The organism is Lysinibacillus odysseyi 34hs-1 = NBRC 100172 (genome assembly GCF_001591965.1).
GTDB classification, from domain to species: domain Bacteria; phylum Bacillota; class Bacilli; order Bacillales_A; family Planococcaceae; genus Lysinibacillus_B; species Lysinibacillus_B odysseyi.
Map to the genome: position 1 here is coordinate 275,044 of NZ_BCVX01000002.1, position 14,883 is coordinate 289,926.

Consider the following 14,883-nt stretch of genomic DNA (forward strand, 5'->3'; position numbering starts at 1 on the left):
AAGACTATTCAATCTGTTATACTAAATATGAAGAGAAATTTGAATTTCCGGGAGGTAATGAACTTTGAAGTACGGTATTGTTGCATTTCCATCAAAAAAACTACAAGATTTGGCGAATACGTATCGTAAGCGCTATGACCCACACTATGCGCTGATTACACCGCATATGACTTTGAAGGACGTGTTTGAAGCAGATGAAACAGAAATCGGAGAAATTACGAAGAAGCTAGAGGATATCGCTAAGCGCTTTGCTCCGTTGGAAATTCATGCTTCTCGTATCAGTTCGTTCTTCCCAACGACAAATGCGATTTATTTCCGAATTGAGCCAACACCTCAGCTTGAAAACATTCATAATGAAATTCAGGACCAATTACAAATCGGCCAATCAAAACATGTTTTCGTCCCTCATATTACAATTGCTCAAAAAATGACGGATTCTGAACATGATGACATTTTCGGCCAACTGCGCATGACAGGTGTAGACGAAAAAGAAACAATCGACCGATTCCACCTTCTTTATCAATTGCAGGATGGTTCATGGACGACTTATGAGACATTTAGATTGAGTGGAGCTGAATGAGGTTTTGTTTACTGTAAAACTAGTCACTACGGAAGAAGAAAAACAATTAGCATTTGACGTCCGGAAGAAAGTATTTGTCGAGGAGCAGGGTGTTCCGCTTCATTTAGAACTCGATGAATTTGATAAAACAGCTGCGCATTTCATTGTCCAGGAAGATGACCATACGATCGCAGCAGCCCGTGTACGTGAAGTTTCTCCGGGAGTTGGAAAAATAGAGCGTGTTTGTGTTCTCAAGGAATACCGCGGAAAACGGCTTGGTATATTAATTATGGAACAGGTAGAAAAATATGCTGTGGAATACGGGTGGAAAAAACTCAAACTAAATGCCCAAAGCTATGCAATCCCATTTTACGAAAAGCTTGGTTATATAGTTACTTCCCCAGAATTTTTAGATGCCTATATCCCGCACCGGGCAATGGAAAAAGTAATTTAAGCAATAAAGGGACGGGCAGAAAAGGTAATGAAGCAATGTCTAGGCATGTACTGCATCGCTTCCCCTCTGGCCTTTCTTGAGTACGGCACAATACCCAGTCGCAGCTCCGTTTTACGAAAAGGCAGCGGCTGAAAATTCATGGCAATGTGCTCCGCTAGCAACAGGAATAGCGGCATGTTGATATGACTGCTACTAAAGCAAAGATTTACCGCAAATAGTAATCAAGAATAATAGGGCTATCCAGAAAGTAAATACTTTCTGGATAGCCCTGTTTTTTATCTCATCATTTTTTCAATTTTATTTAAGTCAAGAGATTGCCCATCCTGCATGATGGACTTTACAATTTTATCTTCCAGTGTTGAATCTACCGGACGGTTTGCCAGTTTGCCCACTTTACGAACAATTTTACGTACTTGTTTTTCATTCGAAAAATCAGCGTGTTGAATCGCATTGGCAAGCGCTAGTATTTCCTCAAACTGGACACCGGTCTTTTTTTCGACCTGTCTGAAAAACGGTTCCACACGCTTCCCTCCTTAGATGATAACGCTACCTACGATAATTAATAAAATAAATAATACTACGATCAATACGAATACATTACTGCCTCCGCCGTAACCTCCGCCGTAGCCGTAGTTATAATAGCATTGTTGTTGGCCAACACCACCTTGCCAGCCATAGTTATAATAGCCACCCATAAAAAAACACCTCCCTTCTACTTGCTAATGTATGTAACAAAAGCAAATGAAAGGAGGATATACGTCTAGTCGATTGTTCCTTTAGGTTTAAAAAGTAAGGCGCCAATAAAACCAAATACGATTGCTGCACTTATCCCTGAACTTGTTACTTCAAACATCCCTGTCAGCACACCAATCCAGCCGTGTTTTTCTGCCTCAGCTATCGCCCCGCCGGTAAGGGAATTTCCAAACGAGGTAATCGGTACAGTGGCACCGGCACCCGCAAAATCAATCAAATATTCATACAAGCCAAGCCCGCCCAAAATCGATCCTGCTACTACAAGGAGAGATAATGTATGGGCAGGAGTCAGCTTGCCTACATCCATCAACAGCTGGCCGATTACGCAAATAAGCCCCCCTACAATGAAGGCAAAAATAAACGAGTAAATCATCCCTGTTTCCTCCTATACTGTTAATTCTACTGCATGTGCGATACAGGGAATCGTCTCCCCCTGCTGATAGGAAAGTGGTGATAACAGGGCACCAGTGGCTACTAGGAGCACCTTTTTATAGCGGCCTGTTCTCATCTGAAGATCAACATAGCTATAAAAGACGGAGGCAGAGCACCCTGCACCGCTTGCTCCTGCCTGGAAGCGCGTATCTTCGCCAAAATATTCTTCTCCCCCATCCCGGAGAATATTCAGTTCCTCACTTTTAATACCATCCTCGGCAAACATCGCTTTTAATAGCTTAAGGCCAATCTTTCCGAGATCGCCCGTGAAAATAACATCATAATCGCTTATTTTCTGGTTGCGCTTCTTTAAATGAGTAGTTATGGTACTATAAGCAGCCGGAGCCATCGCCGCCCCCATATGAAATGGATTATCCTGCCCATAATCAATTACTTTCCCGACAGTTGCTGCTGCCATATAAGGCATACCCTCATGATATTTCCCAACAAGTGCAAACCCTGCTGCTGTCACTGTCCATTGGGCTGTGGCAGGTTTCTGTGCTCCATAGTCCACTGGATAACGGAATTGGCGCTCCGTTGCATTATGATGACTGCTCGCTCCTGCAATCGCAAAGTTGGATGCCCCGAGTTCCGTTAAAAGCCCGGCAATAATGAGGGAAGAAACAGCTGTGGCACAGGCGGCAAATAAACCAATGAAAGAAACGGCAAGCTCTCTTGCCGCAAAGCTGGTTGGTGTCATTTGGTTCACAAGGTCACCGCTTAAGAAATAATCAATATCTAAATTTTTCACATCCGCCTTTTTCATCAAAACTTGGCATGCTTCTTGTACGAGTACCATTTGGCCCTTTTCATTCGTATTTTCCTGGAACCGCTCATCATCCATAATAGTATCAAAATAAGACTTGAAGACACTCCGTTTTTCAAGCGGCCCTGTAACAGCCGCACATGCTAAAATTGCCGGCTTTGTCCCAAATACGATTACCATGATACCACCCCAATAGTTACTAAAATAAGTTTAATAAGTGCCACAAAAAATGCTGACACAACCCCAAATAAAATGACTGATCCGGCGAGCTTGAACATACTGCTGCCAACTCCAAGGACAAATCCTTCTGTCCGGTGTTCAATCGAGGCAGAAATAACGGCATTTCCAAAGCCTGATACTGGTACTGCACTTCCTGCACCCGCAAACTGGCCAAGCTTTCGGTACAGGCCAAAGCCTGTCAGCAGCATCGCGATAAAGATAATTGTTGCCACCGTAGGATTCCCCGCTGTTTGTTCTGTAAAATCAAAAAAAATAATATAAAAATATGAAATCGCTTGTCCAATAGCACAAATGATTCCTCCTACTAAAAAAGCTTTAAGCATATTCATCCCTATAGGGGGCTTGGGGCTGATTTGCTGTTCAATTGTTTGATATCGCTGCTCGTTCACTTATGTTTCCTCCTTTGCTAACTTCCTCAAATCTTCCAGTTTTTTGCTTAAATTTTTTGTCTCATTCTTTTCAATCAGCTTTGCTGATTCCCAGTGCAGTTTAAAATCTGCTGAGACAATTAACTGTAGGTTCGGATAGTCCTTTTTCAGCTCATCTTCCACTTTTTTTTCGATGGATCTCTTTTTATACTTCTTCCACGGCTTCACTTGCATGGCAACAAGCAATTGATCATCTACCAAAATGACATTGGCATGCTCAATATCCTTTTGCTTATCTAGCATGTCCTCAATTTCGGTTTCTTTTTCGCCATCATATGTAGCATAAAAGGTTGTAAGCTTTTCGTCCGTATTCCCGCACCCGGCAAGTAATAGGCAGCAGCATAAAGTGAGCAGCATCCCTCTCAATTTCCTGCACCTCCTTTTTGTGTATAGTATCGTCCCACGCAGTAAATTTTATTCAACCATAGCAATCGCCCTAATCCACAGTGTGCACTTTCATATTGTAGAAAGAATTCACATACAGGGAGGTGAATATATGGGTTGTGGAAGAGAGAGCGTAGGTGGATTTGGTGACCATCACAGAGGCTGTGTATGCGAAGTTGTACGCGCCATTTTAGATATCCAAAACCAAGCTACAGAAGATGAGTGTTCAACATGTACAACAAACTGTTTCTTAGAGCCGCTTGGTGGTATCGTGAGTCCTGCACGTAATGCAGCAGATACGCGAGTATTTACATTACTAACAAAAACAGGTGTTCCTTTCATGGCATCATACTCTTCAGAGGAGTATGACTACTGTACATCTGTATTCTTCCGTGTAGAAGACATTTTCGATGACTGCTGTGCTACTTTACGCGTGTTGATTCCGTTGTACGACCGCGGTGGCGACGCAGTGCCTCTATTAACAGATTGCGGTACGAAACTGAACCTAGGTGCTATTTGTGCGGTTGAATACTTTGCTGCATCTGATAGCTGTATCACAGTGGACTTGAACTGCTTCTGTGCGGTTCAATGTATTGCTGACGTTGACCTTGGCATTTGTAACTAACCAAAGAATAAAAGCGCTAAAGCGCCTGCATAGTTCTGATGAGCGTTGGAGGCTTCCAACAAATGTGCTTGCATATGCGGGAAGCAAACAAAGCATCCTCGAGCAGCAGGCGCAAATACCTAATATCTCTATCAAAATTAAAAGAGCAGATGCGTATTGCATCTGCTCTTTATTTTGCCGTAATATAAGCAATTGATTCCGCGGCCAGCCATATTTCCTGCTCCAACGCACGGATTAACACTTCTTCACCTTTTACCTTCACAATGGTTCCGATCAAGTGCTCTCCATTTTTCAATTGAAGGTACAGCTGTCTTTCCTTATTGGTCGGGCGCGCAAAATATCGAAGCTGATGGATGATCAGCGATGGCACCGGCTCCTTCCTTACATAGATCGATGTGCTTTCATCATCGATTTGGCGCGCAGGGGGCGGGGTATGAATGTATAATAACGGATACTCCAACCGTCCACATCCTTTTTTCCTTACGATATGCTGAGGAGGCCTCATTGCTACATAATTTGACTTAAAAACATAGTTGCAAGCCCAAGATAAATCATCAGGCTTGTGACATCATTTAAAGTTGTAATGAAAGGACCCGATGCTACAGCAGGGTCAATGCCCATTTTGTGAATCAGTAAAGGAATAAATGAACCGGCAAGCGTCGCCACCAAAATGGAGCAGCTGATCGCTCCTCCGACAAGAAGACCCATCACTAGGCTATGCTTCCAGAAGTAAATAATCCCTACAACGATGAGAGCACAAACTATGCCCATGATTAAGCCTGTCACCAGTTCTCTCATCAGTAGCTTCATCTTGCTTTTCTCGCTTACTTCTCCAGTAGCAATTCCTCGTACTGCTACAGCCAGTGCCTGTGTCCCACTATTTCCCGATGTACCGGAAATGAGCGGGATAAATAAGGCCAGCAGCGCCACCTGGTCTAATGTTTCTTCAAAGCGACTCATGAGATTGGCTGTCAGCATGCCTAAAAACAGCAGGATAATGAGCCATGGCAGCCGATTTTTTGCCGATTTAAACGGGCCATCATCTATATCCTCCACATCTGAAATCCCGGCAAGCTTTGAATAGTCATCACTTGCCTCTTCCTCAATAACATCGATAATATCATCGACCGTAATAATCCCCTGCAGCTCCTTATTGTCATTCACTACAGGAAGAGCGAGAAAGTTATAGTCCTTCATAATTTGCGCGACCTCTTCTTGGTCGTCCTTTAATCCAACAAAGACAACACGATCACTCATAATCTCCTTAATCAATGTATCCTCATCGGCGATGATTAAATCCCTCAATGATAAAACACCTGTTAGCTGATGCCCATCATTTACAACGAAAATATAGTAAATGGTTTCAGCAGTCGGCGCTTCTTTACGCATAACCGCCATAGCTGAACGGACCGTAGAACTTTCCAAAATCGACACATACTCCGTTGTCATAATGGCTCCTGCCGTATATTCAGCATAGCCGAGAAGTTCATTGATTTCTTCAGCCGTTTCGCTATCCATCATTTCCAGATAGCTTTCCCGTTCCTTATTATCCAGCTCATTTAATACGTCTACGGCGTCATCCGTATACATCTCGGATAACATTGCCGCACCGTAGGAAGTATCCATTTCTTTTAGAAAATCCTGATATTTGTCATCCTCCAGCTCCAACTCCCGGAAGATAACAGCCATTTCATGAGGAGATAAAAAATGATACATGGTCTCCCGTATATCAGGTCCAACCTTCTCATAAAATTGCCCTTGATCGTACGGATGAAGTGCTAAAAAGTTCTCGCGGAATAAGTGGATATCTTCTTTTCTTAATAGCCGGCAAAGAAATTCCTCATTATATTGGACGTCATCCTTTTCATGTTTGTTTTCGACCATGTAATCCCTCCTCTCACATTACATAATAGTTGTGTGAGCAGCTATTCGTAAATAATTATTTATCTTTCCCTCAAAATTTTTGCATTCGTATTGGGTACATTTCCGCTTTATTACTTATAATGAGACCAAAAACTTTATATTATGAAATAACGAACTATATCGATTCACTAATTACTAGAAGTGAATAATCTAGAAAGCTGTTTTCTGCTGCAGCCAATTTGCTTATGTCTTCAGTAAATGATGTATTATTTTTATAAGTTGTAATCCCTCTATCGCCTTGTATTCAAGTGATCAACAGATAGGTTACATAATAGAAACAAGTATATCTGCAACGACAGCCGCTGAAATAAATAAAAGATGCTCGTCTATTCCGAACATCTTTTGTTTATTATATTCATCATATCGGGCGGCAATTTACATTCGAACAGCAGTGCCTGATCAGTGACAGGATGCTTAAGCTGGAGTTTTATACAATGAAGCGCCTGTCTTAAAATAAGCTCGCGGCGTCCTCCATACAGTTCATCACCGATCAGTGGATGACCGATATGTGCCATGTGTACACGAATTTGATGCGTCCGGCCTGTATGGAGCTTCAACCGGATATGGGAGTACGGCCGGCCGTCAATCGTCAGCTGCTCCAGCAGTAAGACATCTGTATGGGCATGCTGGCCGTCATCCCTTACTTCCCGTTCGATAATACTCGTTTCTTTCCTGCCAATGGGCGCAATAATAGTTTGCGACTGTACATGTCCATGCACGATTGCCTCATATTCACGGTGAATAGTGCCTGCCTGTTGCATCAGCCCTGTCAAGTGGTGAATGTGCCTATGCTTGGCAATGCATAAAAGCCCTGATGTATCCCGGTCCAACCTTGTTACGACATGGACCGTGGACGCAATGTCCTGTTGTAAAAAATAGCCTGCCACATAGTTGGCAATACTGCCGTTGGGATGTTCCCGGGACGGAATGGTGCTCATATAGGCAGGCTTATTCAAAACAAGGATCGCCTCATCCTCATAGACAATAGTAAGCGGGCCTTTCTGTGGAAGCAGACCATCACTAATCTGCTCCTGCGGAAAGATAATAGTAATCTCATCCCCAGCCTGCAAAATATACCGGACATTTTGCTCACAGCCATTCACCAGAATTTCGCCGCCTTCAAATTTAATCGCAGTCAATGCCCGTTTAGAAATACCAAATTCACTAATTGCCTCCCTTAGAAGCTGCCCTTGTTGTTTGGCATTGAAAGTTACTGTAAATCTATTATTCATATTCCCCTCGTACTACTCGTTTGAAACAAAGGAATCATGCACGCGCTCCCAAAACGGGAATGGACGGAACCGGGCAAAGCGTACACGCTCGTTTGCTACATTAAATGAAATCGACTTAACGTCAGTTTGGATAATCTGGATATGGTCAATCGTCATATTGAATTTCTGATCATTTACCGGCTTTAATACACAGTTATGATGGGCTGGCAGTACTAGGGACGAACCGACTGTACGAAACACACGATTATTGATTGAAGCCATTTCAGTCAGCTGGAACGCATGCAGGGTCGGATGGATAATCGCCCCCCCAAGCGCCTTATTATAGGCTGTACTCCCAGACGGGGTTGATACACATAGGCCGTCCCCGCGGAAACGTTCGAAATGTTTACCGTTTAACTCTACATCCATCACGAGCGTAACGTCTGGAGATTTAATCGTCGCCTCATTCAGTGCCAAATACGTACTTGAATCCGAAGAATTACGATGCACCTGGACTTCAAGCAGCGGATACTCTACTGAATTAAATTCCTTTTTCGCAATCGATAGGACGAGCTTCTCCAATTCAGATGGCTTCCAATCTGCATAAAAACCCAAATGTCCCGTATGAATACCGACAAATGCGACTTTGTCCAGTCGGTGGGAATAACGGTGAAATGCATGCAAAAGCGTCCCGTCCCCACCAATTGACAACACAATTTCAGGCTCTTCTTCGTCGATCTCTAATCCAAAATCCTGCAAATAAGTTTTGGCAAGCTCCATCAATTCATTCGATTGAACATCGCGGCGTGATTGGATGGCGAACTTCACGGTTTGTCACGCTCCTTTTCCGAGTTATTTAGTATCGCTAGATCATCTTTATATTCATTAAAGTAAGCTTGCGCCTCTTGAATCTCACTACGAATTTGGCTCATTTCCTCATCCAGGCGGAAGGCAGCCTCTGCAGCATTTTGCAGCCTGTCTTTAATCTCGTCGGGAAACTCTCCCTTATATTTATAATTTAATGAATGCTCAATTGATGCCCAGAAGTTCATCGCCAATGTACGGATTTGAATCTCGGCTACTACTATTTTGCGTCCCTGCACCGTTTCGACAGGGTACTCGATTATCATATGATGTGAACGGTAGCCACTTGGCTTGCTATTTGTAATATAGTCTTTTTCTTCAATAACCTTCATATCGTCACGCTGACGAATCAGTTGTGTGACAGTCGAGATATCATCAACGAATTGGCACATAATACGCACACCTGCAATATCCTGCAGCTCCGAACCTAATTTGTCGGAAGGTTCGAATGGTATACCTTTAAGTAATGATTTGTCATATATGCTTGCCAGAGGCTTTACTCGTCCTGTTACAAATTCAATCGGTGAGTTTGCATTCACAATACCAAACTGCGAGCGCATTCCTTTCAATTTTACTTTCAGCTCGTCCACCGCTTGCTTGTAAGGGCTTAAAAAAACGTCCCACTGTCCCAAAATAAATAACCTCCCAACAATGAGGCGACGAAAAACACTTCGTCAGCACATCTTTCCACTTTCTTATATTATACTTCATCATCTGCTAAAAACGCTTGAAAAGCAGTTTCCACACGGGCGACAAATTCCTCGCCGTAATTACTGTTTCCTTCGATATTATAAATCAATCCTTCTAATTCTTCATGGAATTGCTGGAGTTCTATCGTCTCTTCCCCTACAGAGAGAAGAGGATCCTCGCCACATAGCAGCATCTTCAGGAGAGCAGGCCATGTATCTTCACCAAAGTGTAAATAACTAAACTCCCCGTCTTCTTCTACGATATAAATAAAGGCATATGCATCTGAGTCAACGATAACCTGTCTGGCAGGGGAAATGTGAATGTGCTGTGCCTTTTCGTTTACACGGAATGTCATTTTATTATGTATGTCAACATGATTTTCGATATTATATATGTTACGCAATGGATTTCTTCCTTTCCACTTTATCTTTTCATATTTTAACATACAGCTTTCATGTATGCAGTGTGCTTTTTAGAATTGAGGAATAGAAATGTCCCTAGACAAGCAGAAAGGGTGATTTTATGAGCCAGGAGCTAGAAATCGAATTTAAAAACTTATTAACAGCAGATGAGTATGACCGCCTCCTCACTCATTTTCATGTGCAGCAGGAGCAAATTGTACGACAGGAAAACCACTATTTCGATACATCCCAGCAGCATTTAAAAAAGGCAATGAGCGGACTTCGTATCCGTATACTGCCTTCTCATATCGAATGCACATTAAAGGAGCGCTCGACGGACAATGCTTATCTTGAAACAACCGACCGCTTATCCGATGATGCAGCAGCGGAGATGATCCAAGGAAAAGGCTTCCATGCCCCGAGTGTTAAGGAGAGGCTCCTTGCGATGAATATTCAGCCTGAGCAATTACAGCTATTTGGTACACTTGCAACAAACCGTGTAGCACTGGAGTACGAAGGCGGACTACTCTTTTTGGACCATTCTTTTTATTTGCAATGTGAGGATTATGAAGTAGAATATGAAGCAAATGATGAACAAACAGGCAGTGATGTTTTCCAGCGTTTTTTAGCAGCGCATCATATCGAAAAAAGAGATACAAAGAAAAAAATCGCGCGCTTTGCAGAAGCTTTAGCGCAGCAATCTGAGTAAGGGACGATGAAATGGATATTCAATCATTACGCACGTTAATGGAGATTCAGGCAATTCAATCAGTTGGTGGTGAAAGTCAAACAAACGCTGTTTTAGGAACCGGCTCTTCCGCCTTTTCTGAACTTATCGAAGAAGTGGTAGAAAGCATGGGAAATGACCAAGCGTCAGAATGGTCTGCCCTGCTTGGAAGTCACGCCAGTATAGCGGATATGTATGGAAATAATGAAGAAAGAACAGCAGATTATCTGCAGTCGCTTATTTATGAAGGGCAGCTTAATGTTCCCGCTTCCGTATTGCAATCACTTTCTGCTTCATCTACAGCGGCCTCTCCATCTGCAGCCAGCGCTTCCAGAACAGACTATCAGGCTGCTATCGAGGAGGCTGCAGCTAAATTTAACGTTCCTGCTAAATTAATTGAAGCAGTGATCAAACAGGAGTCCGGATTCAACCCAAATGCCGTCAGTTCATCCGGGGCATCCGGCCTCATGCAGCTTATGCCGTCAACCGCTAAATTTCTCGGTGTGAAAGATACAAAAGACCCGTTTCAGAATATTATGGGCGGGACTAAATATTTACGTCAAATGTTGGACAAATTTGACGGGGACATGTCTTTGGCTCTTGCTGCATACAATGCGGGACCAGGGAATGTCTCGAAATATAATGGTATTCCACCGTTCAAGGAAACACAAAACTATGTAAAAAAAATATTAACAACATATAATGCCTAACCTATTTTTATCTCATCCTAGTCGTGCTGGAGCTCTTTATTTGTGAAAATCGAAAGTCGTTGTTAGAATGAACATATCGTCTACTAAATACGTTTGTGAAGCAGCAAAGTATACGTCACCGCGTATACTAGAAGAAGTTAGACATAAAGGAGTAGCACCTATGAATCGAAAATATACGATTCCTTACGAGGAACTTGGCGCTGAAAAGCTTTCGGAGCTAATCCATGCTTTCTATGCACGCGTCGCAAAGCATCCACACCTCATTCCAATCTTCCCGGAAGATTTAACTGAAACAATTCGTAAGCAAATCCAGTTTCAAACCCAGTATTTAGGTGGTCCTAATTTATATACAGAGGAGCATGGCCATCCGATGATGCGTGCTCGCCATATGAACTTCAAAATTACACCTGACCGTGCGCAGGCTTGGCTCGAGTGTATGGCTGAAGCAATGGATGAGGTTGGTTTGGACGGACAATTCCGTGAAACGTATTTCCAGCGTCTTGTTATGACTGCTCATCATATGATCAATGCAGAGAATGAAGATGAGGGGGGATTCGATGAATAATGTTCAGCTATTACCACAGCCTGCCGCACCTACTACCAGTACTACTTATAAGCCGGTAGAATTATATATTTTCATTGACCCGCTTTGCCCAAAGGCATTCGCAATGAAAAGTATATTGCGCAAGCTTCAACTCCAATATGAACATTATTTCACGTGGCGCTATGTACTAAGCACAGAACTATCTGCGCTGAATTCTGTAACAAATCGATTGAAGGGCTGCTGTGGCGGTGATGAGTTAGATATTGCCCATCCTGTCCTTCCATCGATCGCTATTAAGGCAGCTGAGCTTCAAGGGAAACGCGCAGGTTCGCGCTATTTAACGAAGCTGCAGCAATATGCAGTATTAAAGACAAAGAATGTCAATTCTCACGCTACCCTTCTCGAAATAGCTGAAGAGGTCGGACTCGATATGAATGAATTCGCTATCGATTTCGGCTCCAAAGAAGCAGCCCGCGCATTTCAATGTGATTTGTATATCACACGCGAGATGGATGTAGATGACGTACCGAGCATCGTCTTTTTCAATGAATGCATTGAAGATGAGGGGTTAAAGGTAAGCGGCTCCTATCAGTATGAGGTGTATGAACATATTTTAGAGGAGATGCTTGGTGAAGAGCTTGTTTCCCAGCCTATTCCTTCAATAGAAGATGTATTTAAGCGATACGAGCTTCTGACAACAGAAGAAATAGCCGAGATTTTCTCCGTTGATTATGCTATAGCAGAACGCGAATTGAAAAAACGTATGCTTCAGCAAAAAATTGAACGCATAACAAATGAAGATGTGACGCTTTGGCGTTTAAAGTAACCGCAATTATAGATAGTCTCTTTCATATTTTTATAGCTTTTTATATTGCCGCTCAGCTGTTGGGCGGTTTTTTTATTGTAAATATGTTTATTCGCACTAACGGGCATAAACCATTTCATTTTAATTCATGCGAGTAATTTTATGTAAAAAACAAAAGAGACGCCCTAACCTCGACAGATAGGACGCCTCTTTTCACAAAGGGGATGGGAGAAATGTTCACGTTCAAACAAAGGGGTGTATGTTTGTTATGTGATTTATTTCACATTTATAATTTAGCACACAATAATAATCGTTGCAACAAAATAGATAGAAATTCACAAATCCGTCAAATAGAAAGCGCTTGCAAAAGACTATTATACCAACGTTCCCCTTCTAACCTCAGAAAGAAAAACACTAGATTTATAACATCCCTAAATATTATTTTAGTAAAATAAAGAACAAGCGAGAAAAATACTATTTTAAACAGAAAAAGGCCGTTAGAACGATTCTAACGGCTTTTGTCCTATTTGTTTAAAAGCAATTTTTCAAGCTCATTTAATTTTTCCTCAAATACTTTACAAGCTTCAGCGATTGGTTCAGGCGATTCCATATCGACACCTGCCGCTTTCAGAACTTCAATAGGGAAGTCAGAGCAGCCCGCTTTTAAGAAGTTATTGATATAGCGTTCCACAGCTGGTGCGCCTTCTTCCAGGATTTTTTTGCTTAATGCTGTCGCAGCACTTTGCCCTGTTGCATATTGGTATACATAATAATTGTAATAGAAGTGAGGAATACGTGCCCATTCCAGCCCAATTTCTTTATCTACTGTTACAGCGTCACCAAAATATTTGACGTTCAGCTCGTAATATACTTCCGTCAATCTGTCTGCTGTCAATGCCTCACCGTTCGCATCCATTTCGTGAATCATATGCTCAAATTCAGCAAACATTGTTTGACGGAAGACAGTGCCGCGGAAGCTGTCAAGCCAGTGATTTAATAAATAAATTTTCTGCTGCGGATCATCGATTGTTTTTAATAAGTAATCAAACAGCAATTCCTCATTGCATGTAGAAGCTACTTCGGCAACAAAGATTGAATAGCTGGCATATGGGTACGGCTGATTTTGTCGAGTATAGTAGCTGTGCATACTATGGCCAAATTCATGAGCCAGCGTGAATAAGTTATCTACATTATTCTGCCAGTTCATTAATACATATGGATTTGTACCATATGTACCAGAAGAGTAAGCACCGCTTCGCTTGCCCTTGTTTTCCATTACATCTACCCAGCGGCTTTTCAGTCCATCTTTTACAATACTTTGGTACTCTTCACCTAATGGCGCAAAGCTTTCCACCATCAACTCTTTTGCCTTTTCATAAGGCATATCCATTTTTGCTTCTTTCACAAGCGGTGTGAACAAATCATACATATGCAGCTCATCTAATCCCAAGACTTCTTTACGAAGGGCTACATATCGGTGAAGCAGCGGTAAATACTCATGGATTGTCGAAATAAGCTGGTCGTATACCTTTTCAGGAATAAAGTTATTGCTCATCGCTGCATGGCGTGCAGAATCATATTTGCGGATACGGGCACTAACATTTTGTGCCTTTACATTCCCTGCAAGCGTGGACGCAAATGTATTCCGGAATTTTCCATACGTATCATAGACAGCACTAAACGCAGCTTCTCGCACAGTTCGGTCAGCACTCTCCAAGAATGAAATATAGGAACCATGTGTAATACGCACTTCTTCCCCATCTTCATTTTTAACTTTCGGGAATTCCAGATCAGCATTATTCAGCTTACTAAACGTCTCCCCGGAAACACCTGTAATCTCAGACATTTGCGCAAGCAGCTGCTCTTCTGTTGCTGATAAAATATGCGGACGTCCCATATTCAGCTCTTTTAGCATTTGCTTATACAGCTGTAGAGGTTCGTAGCTTTCTACATATTCATTAATCGTCTCTTCATCAAGCATTAAAATTTCCGGCGTGATGAAAGACCATGCCGCCCCTAATTTTGCCCCTAATGAACGCACACGGCTATCCATTGCCTGGTACTTACCGTTTCCAGTGTCCTGGTCATGCTTTAGATGGCTGTATACATACAATTTGCTAAAGCGCTCATTCATTTTGTCCCCAAACTGTAAAGCATCATATAAGCTTTGGGCACTCTCAGTTGCTTTTCCTTTATAGCTTTTTGCCTGCTCCTCAAACGCCTCAACAGCCTTAAATTCCTCTTCCCATGCTTCATCTGTAAAGAAAATCGATGTGAGGTCCCAAGTCAGCTCCTCGGGAACTTGTTCTCGTAATAATGCTTCTTTTGCCATCTTATCTATCCTCCAATAATATATTTCGATAATCG

At 42.3% G+C, this 14,883-nt stretch carries 20 protein-coding genes; 7 read left to right on the forward strand and 13 right to left on the reverse strand.

Annotation, left to right across the window (positions count from 1 at the left end; translation table 11 throughout):
• Window positions 1-64: 64 nt before the first annotated feature.
• Together BOD01S_RS04150 and BOD01S_RS04155 are read left to right on the forward strand one after the other, a co-directional pair.
• Entirely contained in the window at window positions 65-580 is a 516-nt protein-coding gene (locus BOD01S_RS04150; RefSeq protein ID WP_036155777.1) for a YjcG family protein, read from the forward strand.
• 4 nt (window positions 581-584) lie between these two features.
• The gene (locus BOD01S_RS04155) at window positions 585-1,013 is read left to right on the forward strand and encodes a GNAT family N-acetyltransferase (protein WP_036156120.1); all 429 of its coding nucleotides are present in this window, start codon (window positions 585-587) and stop codon (window positions 1,011-1,013) included.
• Between the two features lie 275 nt (window positions 1,014-1,288).
• Here BOD01S_RS04155 and BOD01S_RS04160 read toward each other — a convergent pair whose 3' ends face one another.
• From BOD01S_RS04160 to BOD01S_RS04180, 6 genes are all read right to left on the reverse strand, one after another.
• A complete protein-coding gene (locus BOD01S_RS04160) occupies window positions 1,289-1,534 on the reverse strand; it encodes a stage VI sporulation protein F (protein WP_036155773.1) in 246 nt (81 codons plus the stop codon).
• A gap of 12 nt (window positions 1,535-1,546) precedes the next feature.
• Window positions 1,547-1,708, reverse strand: coding sequence for a YjcZ family sporulation protein (locus tag BOD01S_RS22450; RefSeq protein ID WP_081977992.1), 162 nt, complete (start codon window positions 1,706-1,708; stop codon window positions 1,547-1,549).
• 65 nt (window positions 1,709-1,773) lie between these two features.
• Window positions 1,774-2,139, reverse strand: a complete 366-nt coding sequence (gene spoVAE / locus BOD01S_RS04165; protein ID WP_036155771.1) for a stage V sporulation protein AE — start codon at window positions 2,137-2,139, stop codon at window positions 1,774-1,776.
• Between the two features lie 12 nt (window positions 2,140-2,151).
• Window positions 2,152-3,144, reverse strand: a complete 993-nt coding sequence (locus BOD01S_RS04170) for a stage V sporulation protein AD (protein ID WP_036155769.1) — start codon at window positions 3,142-3,144, stop codon at window positions 2,152-2,154.
• Entirely contained in the window at window positions 3,138-3,593 is a 456-nt protein-coding gene (gene spoVAC, locus BOD01S_RS04175) for a stage V sporulation protein AC (RefSeq protein ID WP_036155767.1), read from the reverse strand. The genes BOD01S_RS04170 and spoVAC overlap by 7 nt, the downstream gene beginning before the upstream one ends.
• On the reverse strand, window positions 3,594-3,989 hold the full coding sequence (locus BOD01S_RS04180) for a YhcN/YlaJ family sporulation lipoprotein (protein WP_036156118.1): 396 nt from the start codon (window positions 3,987-3,989) through the stop codon (window positions 3,594-3,596). It abuts the gene before it with no gap.
• A 139-nt stretch (window positions 3,990-4,128) separates the two neighbouring features.
• Here BOD01S_RS04180 and BOD01S_RS04185 point away from each other — a divergent pair, with 139 nt between their 5' ends.
• On the forward strand, window positions 4,129-4,641 hold the full coding sequence (locus BOD01S_RS04185) for a CotY/CotZ family spore coat protein (protein ID WP_036155765.1): 513 nt from the start codon (window positions 4,129-4,131) through the stop codon (window positions 4,639-4,641).
• A 169-nt stretch (window positions 4,642-4,810) separates the two neighbouring features.
• Here the strand turns inward: BOD01S_RS04185 and BOD01S_RS04190 are convergent, their stop codons facing one another.
• From BOD01S_RS04190 to BOD01S_RS04215, 6 genes are all read right to left on the reverse strand, one after another.
• Window positions 4,811-5,101, reverse strand: a complete 291-nt coding sequence (locus BOD01S_RS04190; RefSeq protein ID WP_036155762.1) for a hypothetical protein — start codon at window positions 5,099-5,101, stop codon at window positions 4,811-4,813.
• 47 nt (window positions 5,102-5,148) lie between these two features.
• Window positions 5,149-6,525 (reverse strand): magnesium transporter, encoded by a 1,377-nt coding sequence (gene mgtE / locus BOD01S_RS04195; RefSeq protein ID WP_036155760.1) that lies wholly within the window; start codon window positions 6,523-6,525, stop codon window positions 5,149-5,151.
• Between the two features lie 365 nt (window positions 6,526-6,890).
• Window positions 6,891-7,796: an RluA family pseudouridine synthase gene (locus tag BOD01S_RS04200; RefSeq protein WP_036155758.1), complete on the reverse strand. Its 906-nt coding sequence runs from the start codon at window positions 7,794-7,796 to the stop codon at window positions 6,891-6,893.
• 12 nt (window positions 7,797-7,808) lie between these two features.
• Window positions 7,809-8,603, reverse strand: coding sequence for an NAD kinase (locus tag BOD01S_RS04205; protein ID WP_036155755.1), 795 nt, complete (start codon window positions 8,601-8,603; stop codon window positions 7,809-7,811).
• Entirely contained in the window at window positions 8,600-9,271 is a 672-nt protein-coding gene (locus tag BOD01S_RS04210; protein ID WP_036155754.1) for a GTP pyrophosphokinase, read from the reverse strand. The genes BOD01S_RS04205 and BOD01S_RS04210 overlap by 4 nt, the downstream gene beginning before the upstream one ends.
• Before the next feature lie 68 nt (window positions 9,272-9,339).
• Window positions 9,340-9,732, reverse strand: coding sequence for a UPF0738 family protein (locus tag BOD01S_RS04215; protein WP_036155752.1), 393 nt, complete (start codon window positions 9,730-9,732; stop codon window positions 9,340-9,342).
• Between the two features lie 119 nt (window positions 9,733-9,851).
• Between BOD01S_RS04215 and BOD01S_RS04220 the strand changes: the two genes are divergently transcribed.
• The 4 genes from BOD01S_RS04220 to BOD01S_RS04235 all read left to right on the forward strand — a co-directional run bounded on the left by BOD01S_RS04220 (window position 9,852) and on the right by BOD01S_RS04235 (window position 12,537).
• Entirely contained in the window at window positions 9,852-10,439 is a 588-nt protein-coding gene (locus BOD01S_RS04220) for a CYTH domain-containing protein (protein WP_036155750.1), read from the forward strand.
• Window positions 10,440-10,450: 11 nt separating this feature from the next.
• A complete protein-coding gene (locus tag BOD01S_RS04225; protein WP_036155748.1) occupies window positions 10,451-11,167 on the forward strand; it encodes a lytic transglycosylase domain-containing protein in 717 nt (238 codons plus the stop codon).
• A 160-nt stretch (window positions 11,168-11,327) separates the two neighbouring features.
• Entirely contained in the window at window positions 11,328-11,732 is a 405-nt protein-coding gene (locus tag BOD01S_RS04230) for a globin domain-containing protein (protein WP_036155745.1), read from the forward strand.
• Window positions 11,725-12,537 carry a DsbA family protein gene (locus BOD01S_RS04235; protein WP_036155744.1) on the forward strand — a complete coding sequence of 271 codons (813 nt, stop codon included), beginning with the start codon at window positions 11,725-11,727 and terminating at the stop codon, window positions 12,535-12,537. The genes BOD01S_RS04230 and BOD01S_RS04235 overlap by 8 nt, the downstream gene beginning before the upstream one ends.
• A 502-nt stretch (window positions 12,538-13,039) precedes the next feature.
• Here the strand turns inward: BOD01S_RS04235 and pepF are convergent.
• Entirely contained in the window at window positions 13,040-14,848 is a 1,809-nt protein-coding gene (gene pepF, locus BOD01S_RS04240) for an oligoendopeptidase F (RefSeq protein ID WP_036155741.1), read from the reverse strand.
• Between the last annotated feature and the right edge of the window lie 35 nt (window positions 14,849-14,883).

What these genes read in the sequence shown, in the direction of transcription:
- BOD01S_RS04180 (WP_036156118.1), bottom strand. Translation starts at nt 3,989, where the DNA reads ATGCTGCTCACTTTATGCTGCTGCCTATTACTTGCCGGGTGCGGGAAT.
- BOD01S_RS04225 (WP_036155748.1), top strand. Translation starts at nt 10,451, where the DNA reads ATGGATATTCAATCATTACGCACGTTAATGGAGATTCAGGCAATTCAA.
- BOD01S_RS04185 (WP_036155765.1), top strand. Translation starts at nt 4,129, where the DNA reads ATGGGTTGTGGAAGAGAGAGCGTAGGTGGATTTGGTGACCATCACAGA.
- BOD01S_RS04220 (WP_036155750.1), top strand. Translation starts at nt 9,852, where the DNA reads ATGAGCCAGGAGCTAGAAATCGAATTTAAAAACTTATTAACAGCAGAT.
- BOD01S_RS04230 (WP_036155745.1), top strand. Translation starts at nt 11,328, where the DNA reads ATGAATCGAAAATATACGATTCCTTACGAGGAACTTGGCGCTGAAAAG.
- spoVAE (WP_036155771.1), bottom strand. Translation starts at nt 2,139, where the DNA reads ATGATTTACTCGTTTATTTTTGCCTTCATTGTAGGGGGGCTTATTTGC.
- BOD01S_RS04170 (WP_036155769.1), bottom strand. Translation starts at nt 3,144, where the DNA reads ATGGTAATCGTATTTGGGACAAAGCCGGCAATTTTAGCATGTGCGGCT.
- BOD01S_RS04235 (WP_036155744.1), top strand. Translation starts at nt 11,725, where the DNA reads ATGAATAATGTTCAGCTATTACCACAGCCTGCCGCACCTACTACCAGT.
- BOD01S_RS04200 (WP_036155758.1), bottom strand. Translation starts at nt 7,796, where the DNA reads ATGAATAATAGATTTACAGTAACTTTCAATGCCAAACAACAAGGGCAG.
- BOD01S_RS22450 (WP_081977992.1), bottom strand. Translation starts at nt 1,708, where the DNA reads ATGGGTGGCTATTATAACTATGGCTGGCAAGGTGGTGTTGGCCAACAA.
- mgtE (WP_036155760.1), bottom strand. Translation starts at nt 6,525, where the DNA reads ATGGTCGAAAACAAACATGAAAAGGATGACGTCCAATATAATGAGGAA.
- pepF (WP_036155741.1), bottom strand. Translation starts at nt 14,848, where the DNA reads ATGGCAAAAGAAGCATTATTACGAGAACAAGTTCCCGAGGAGCTGACT.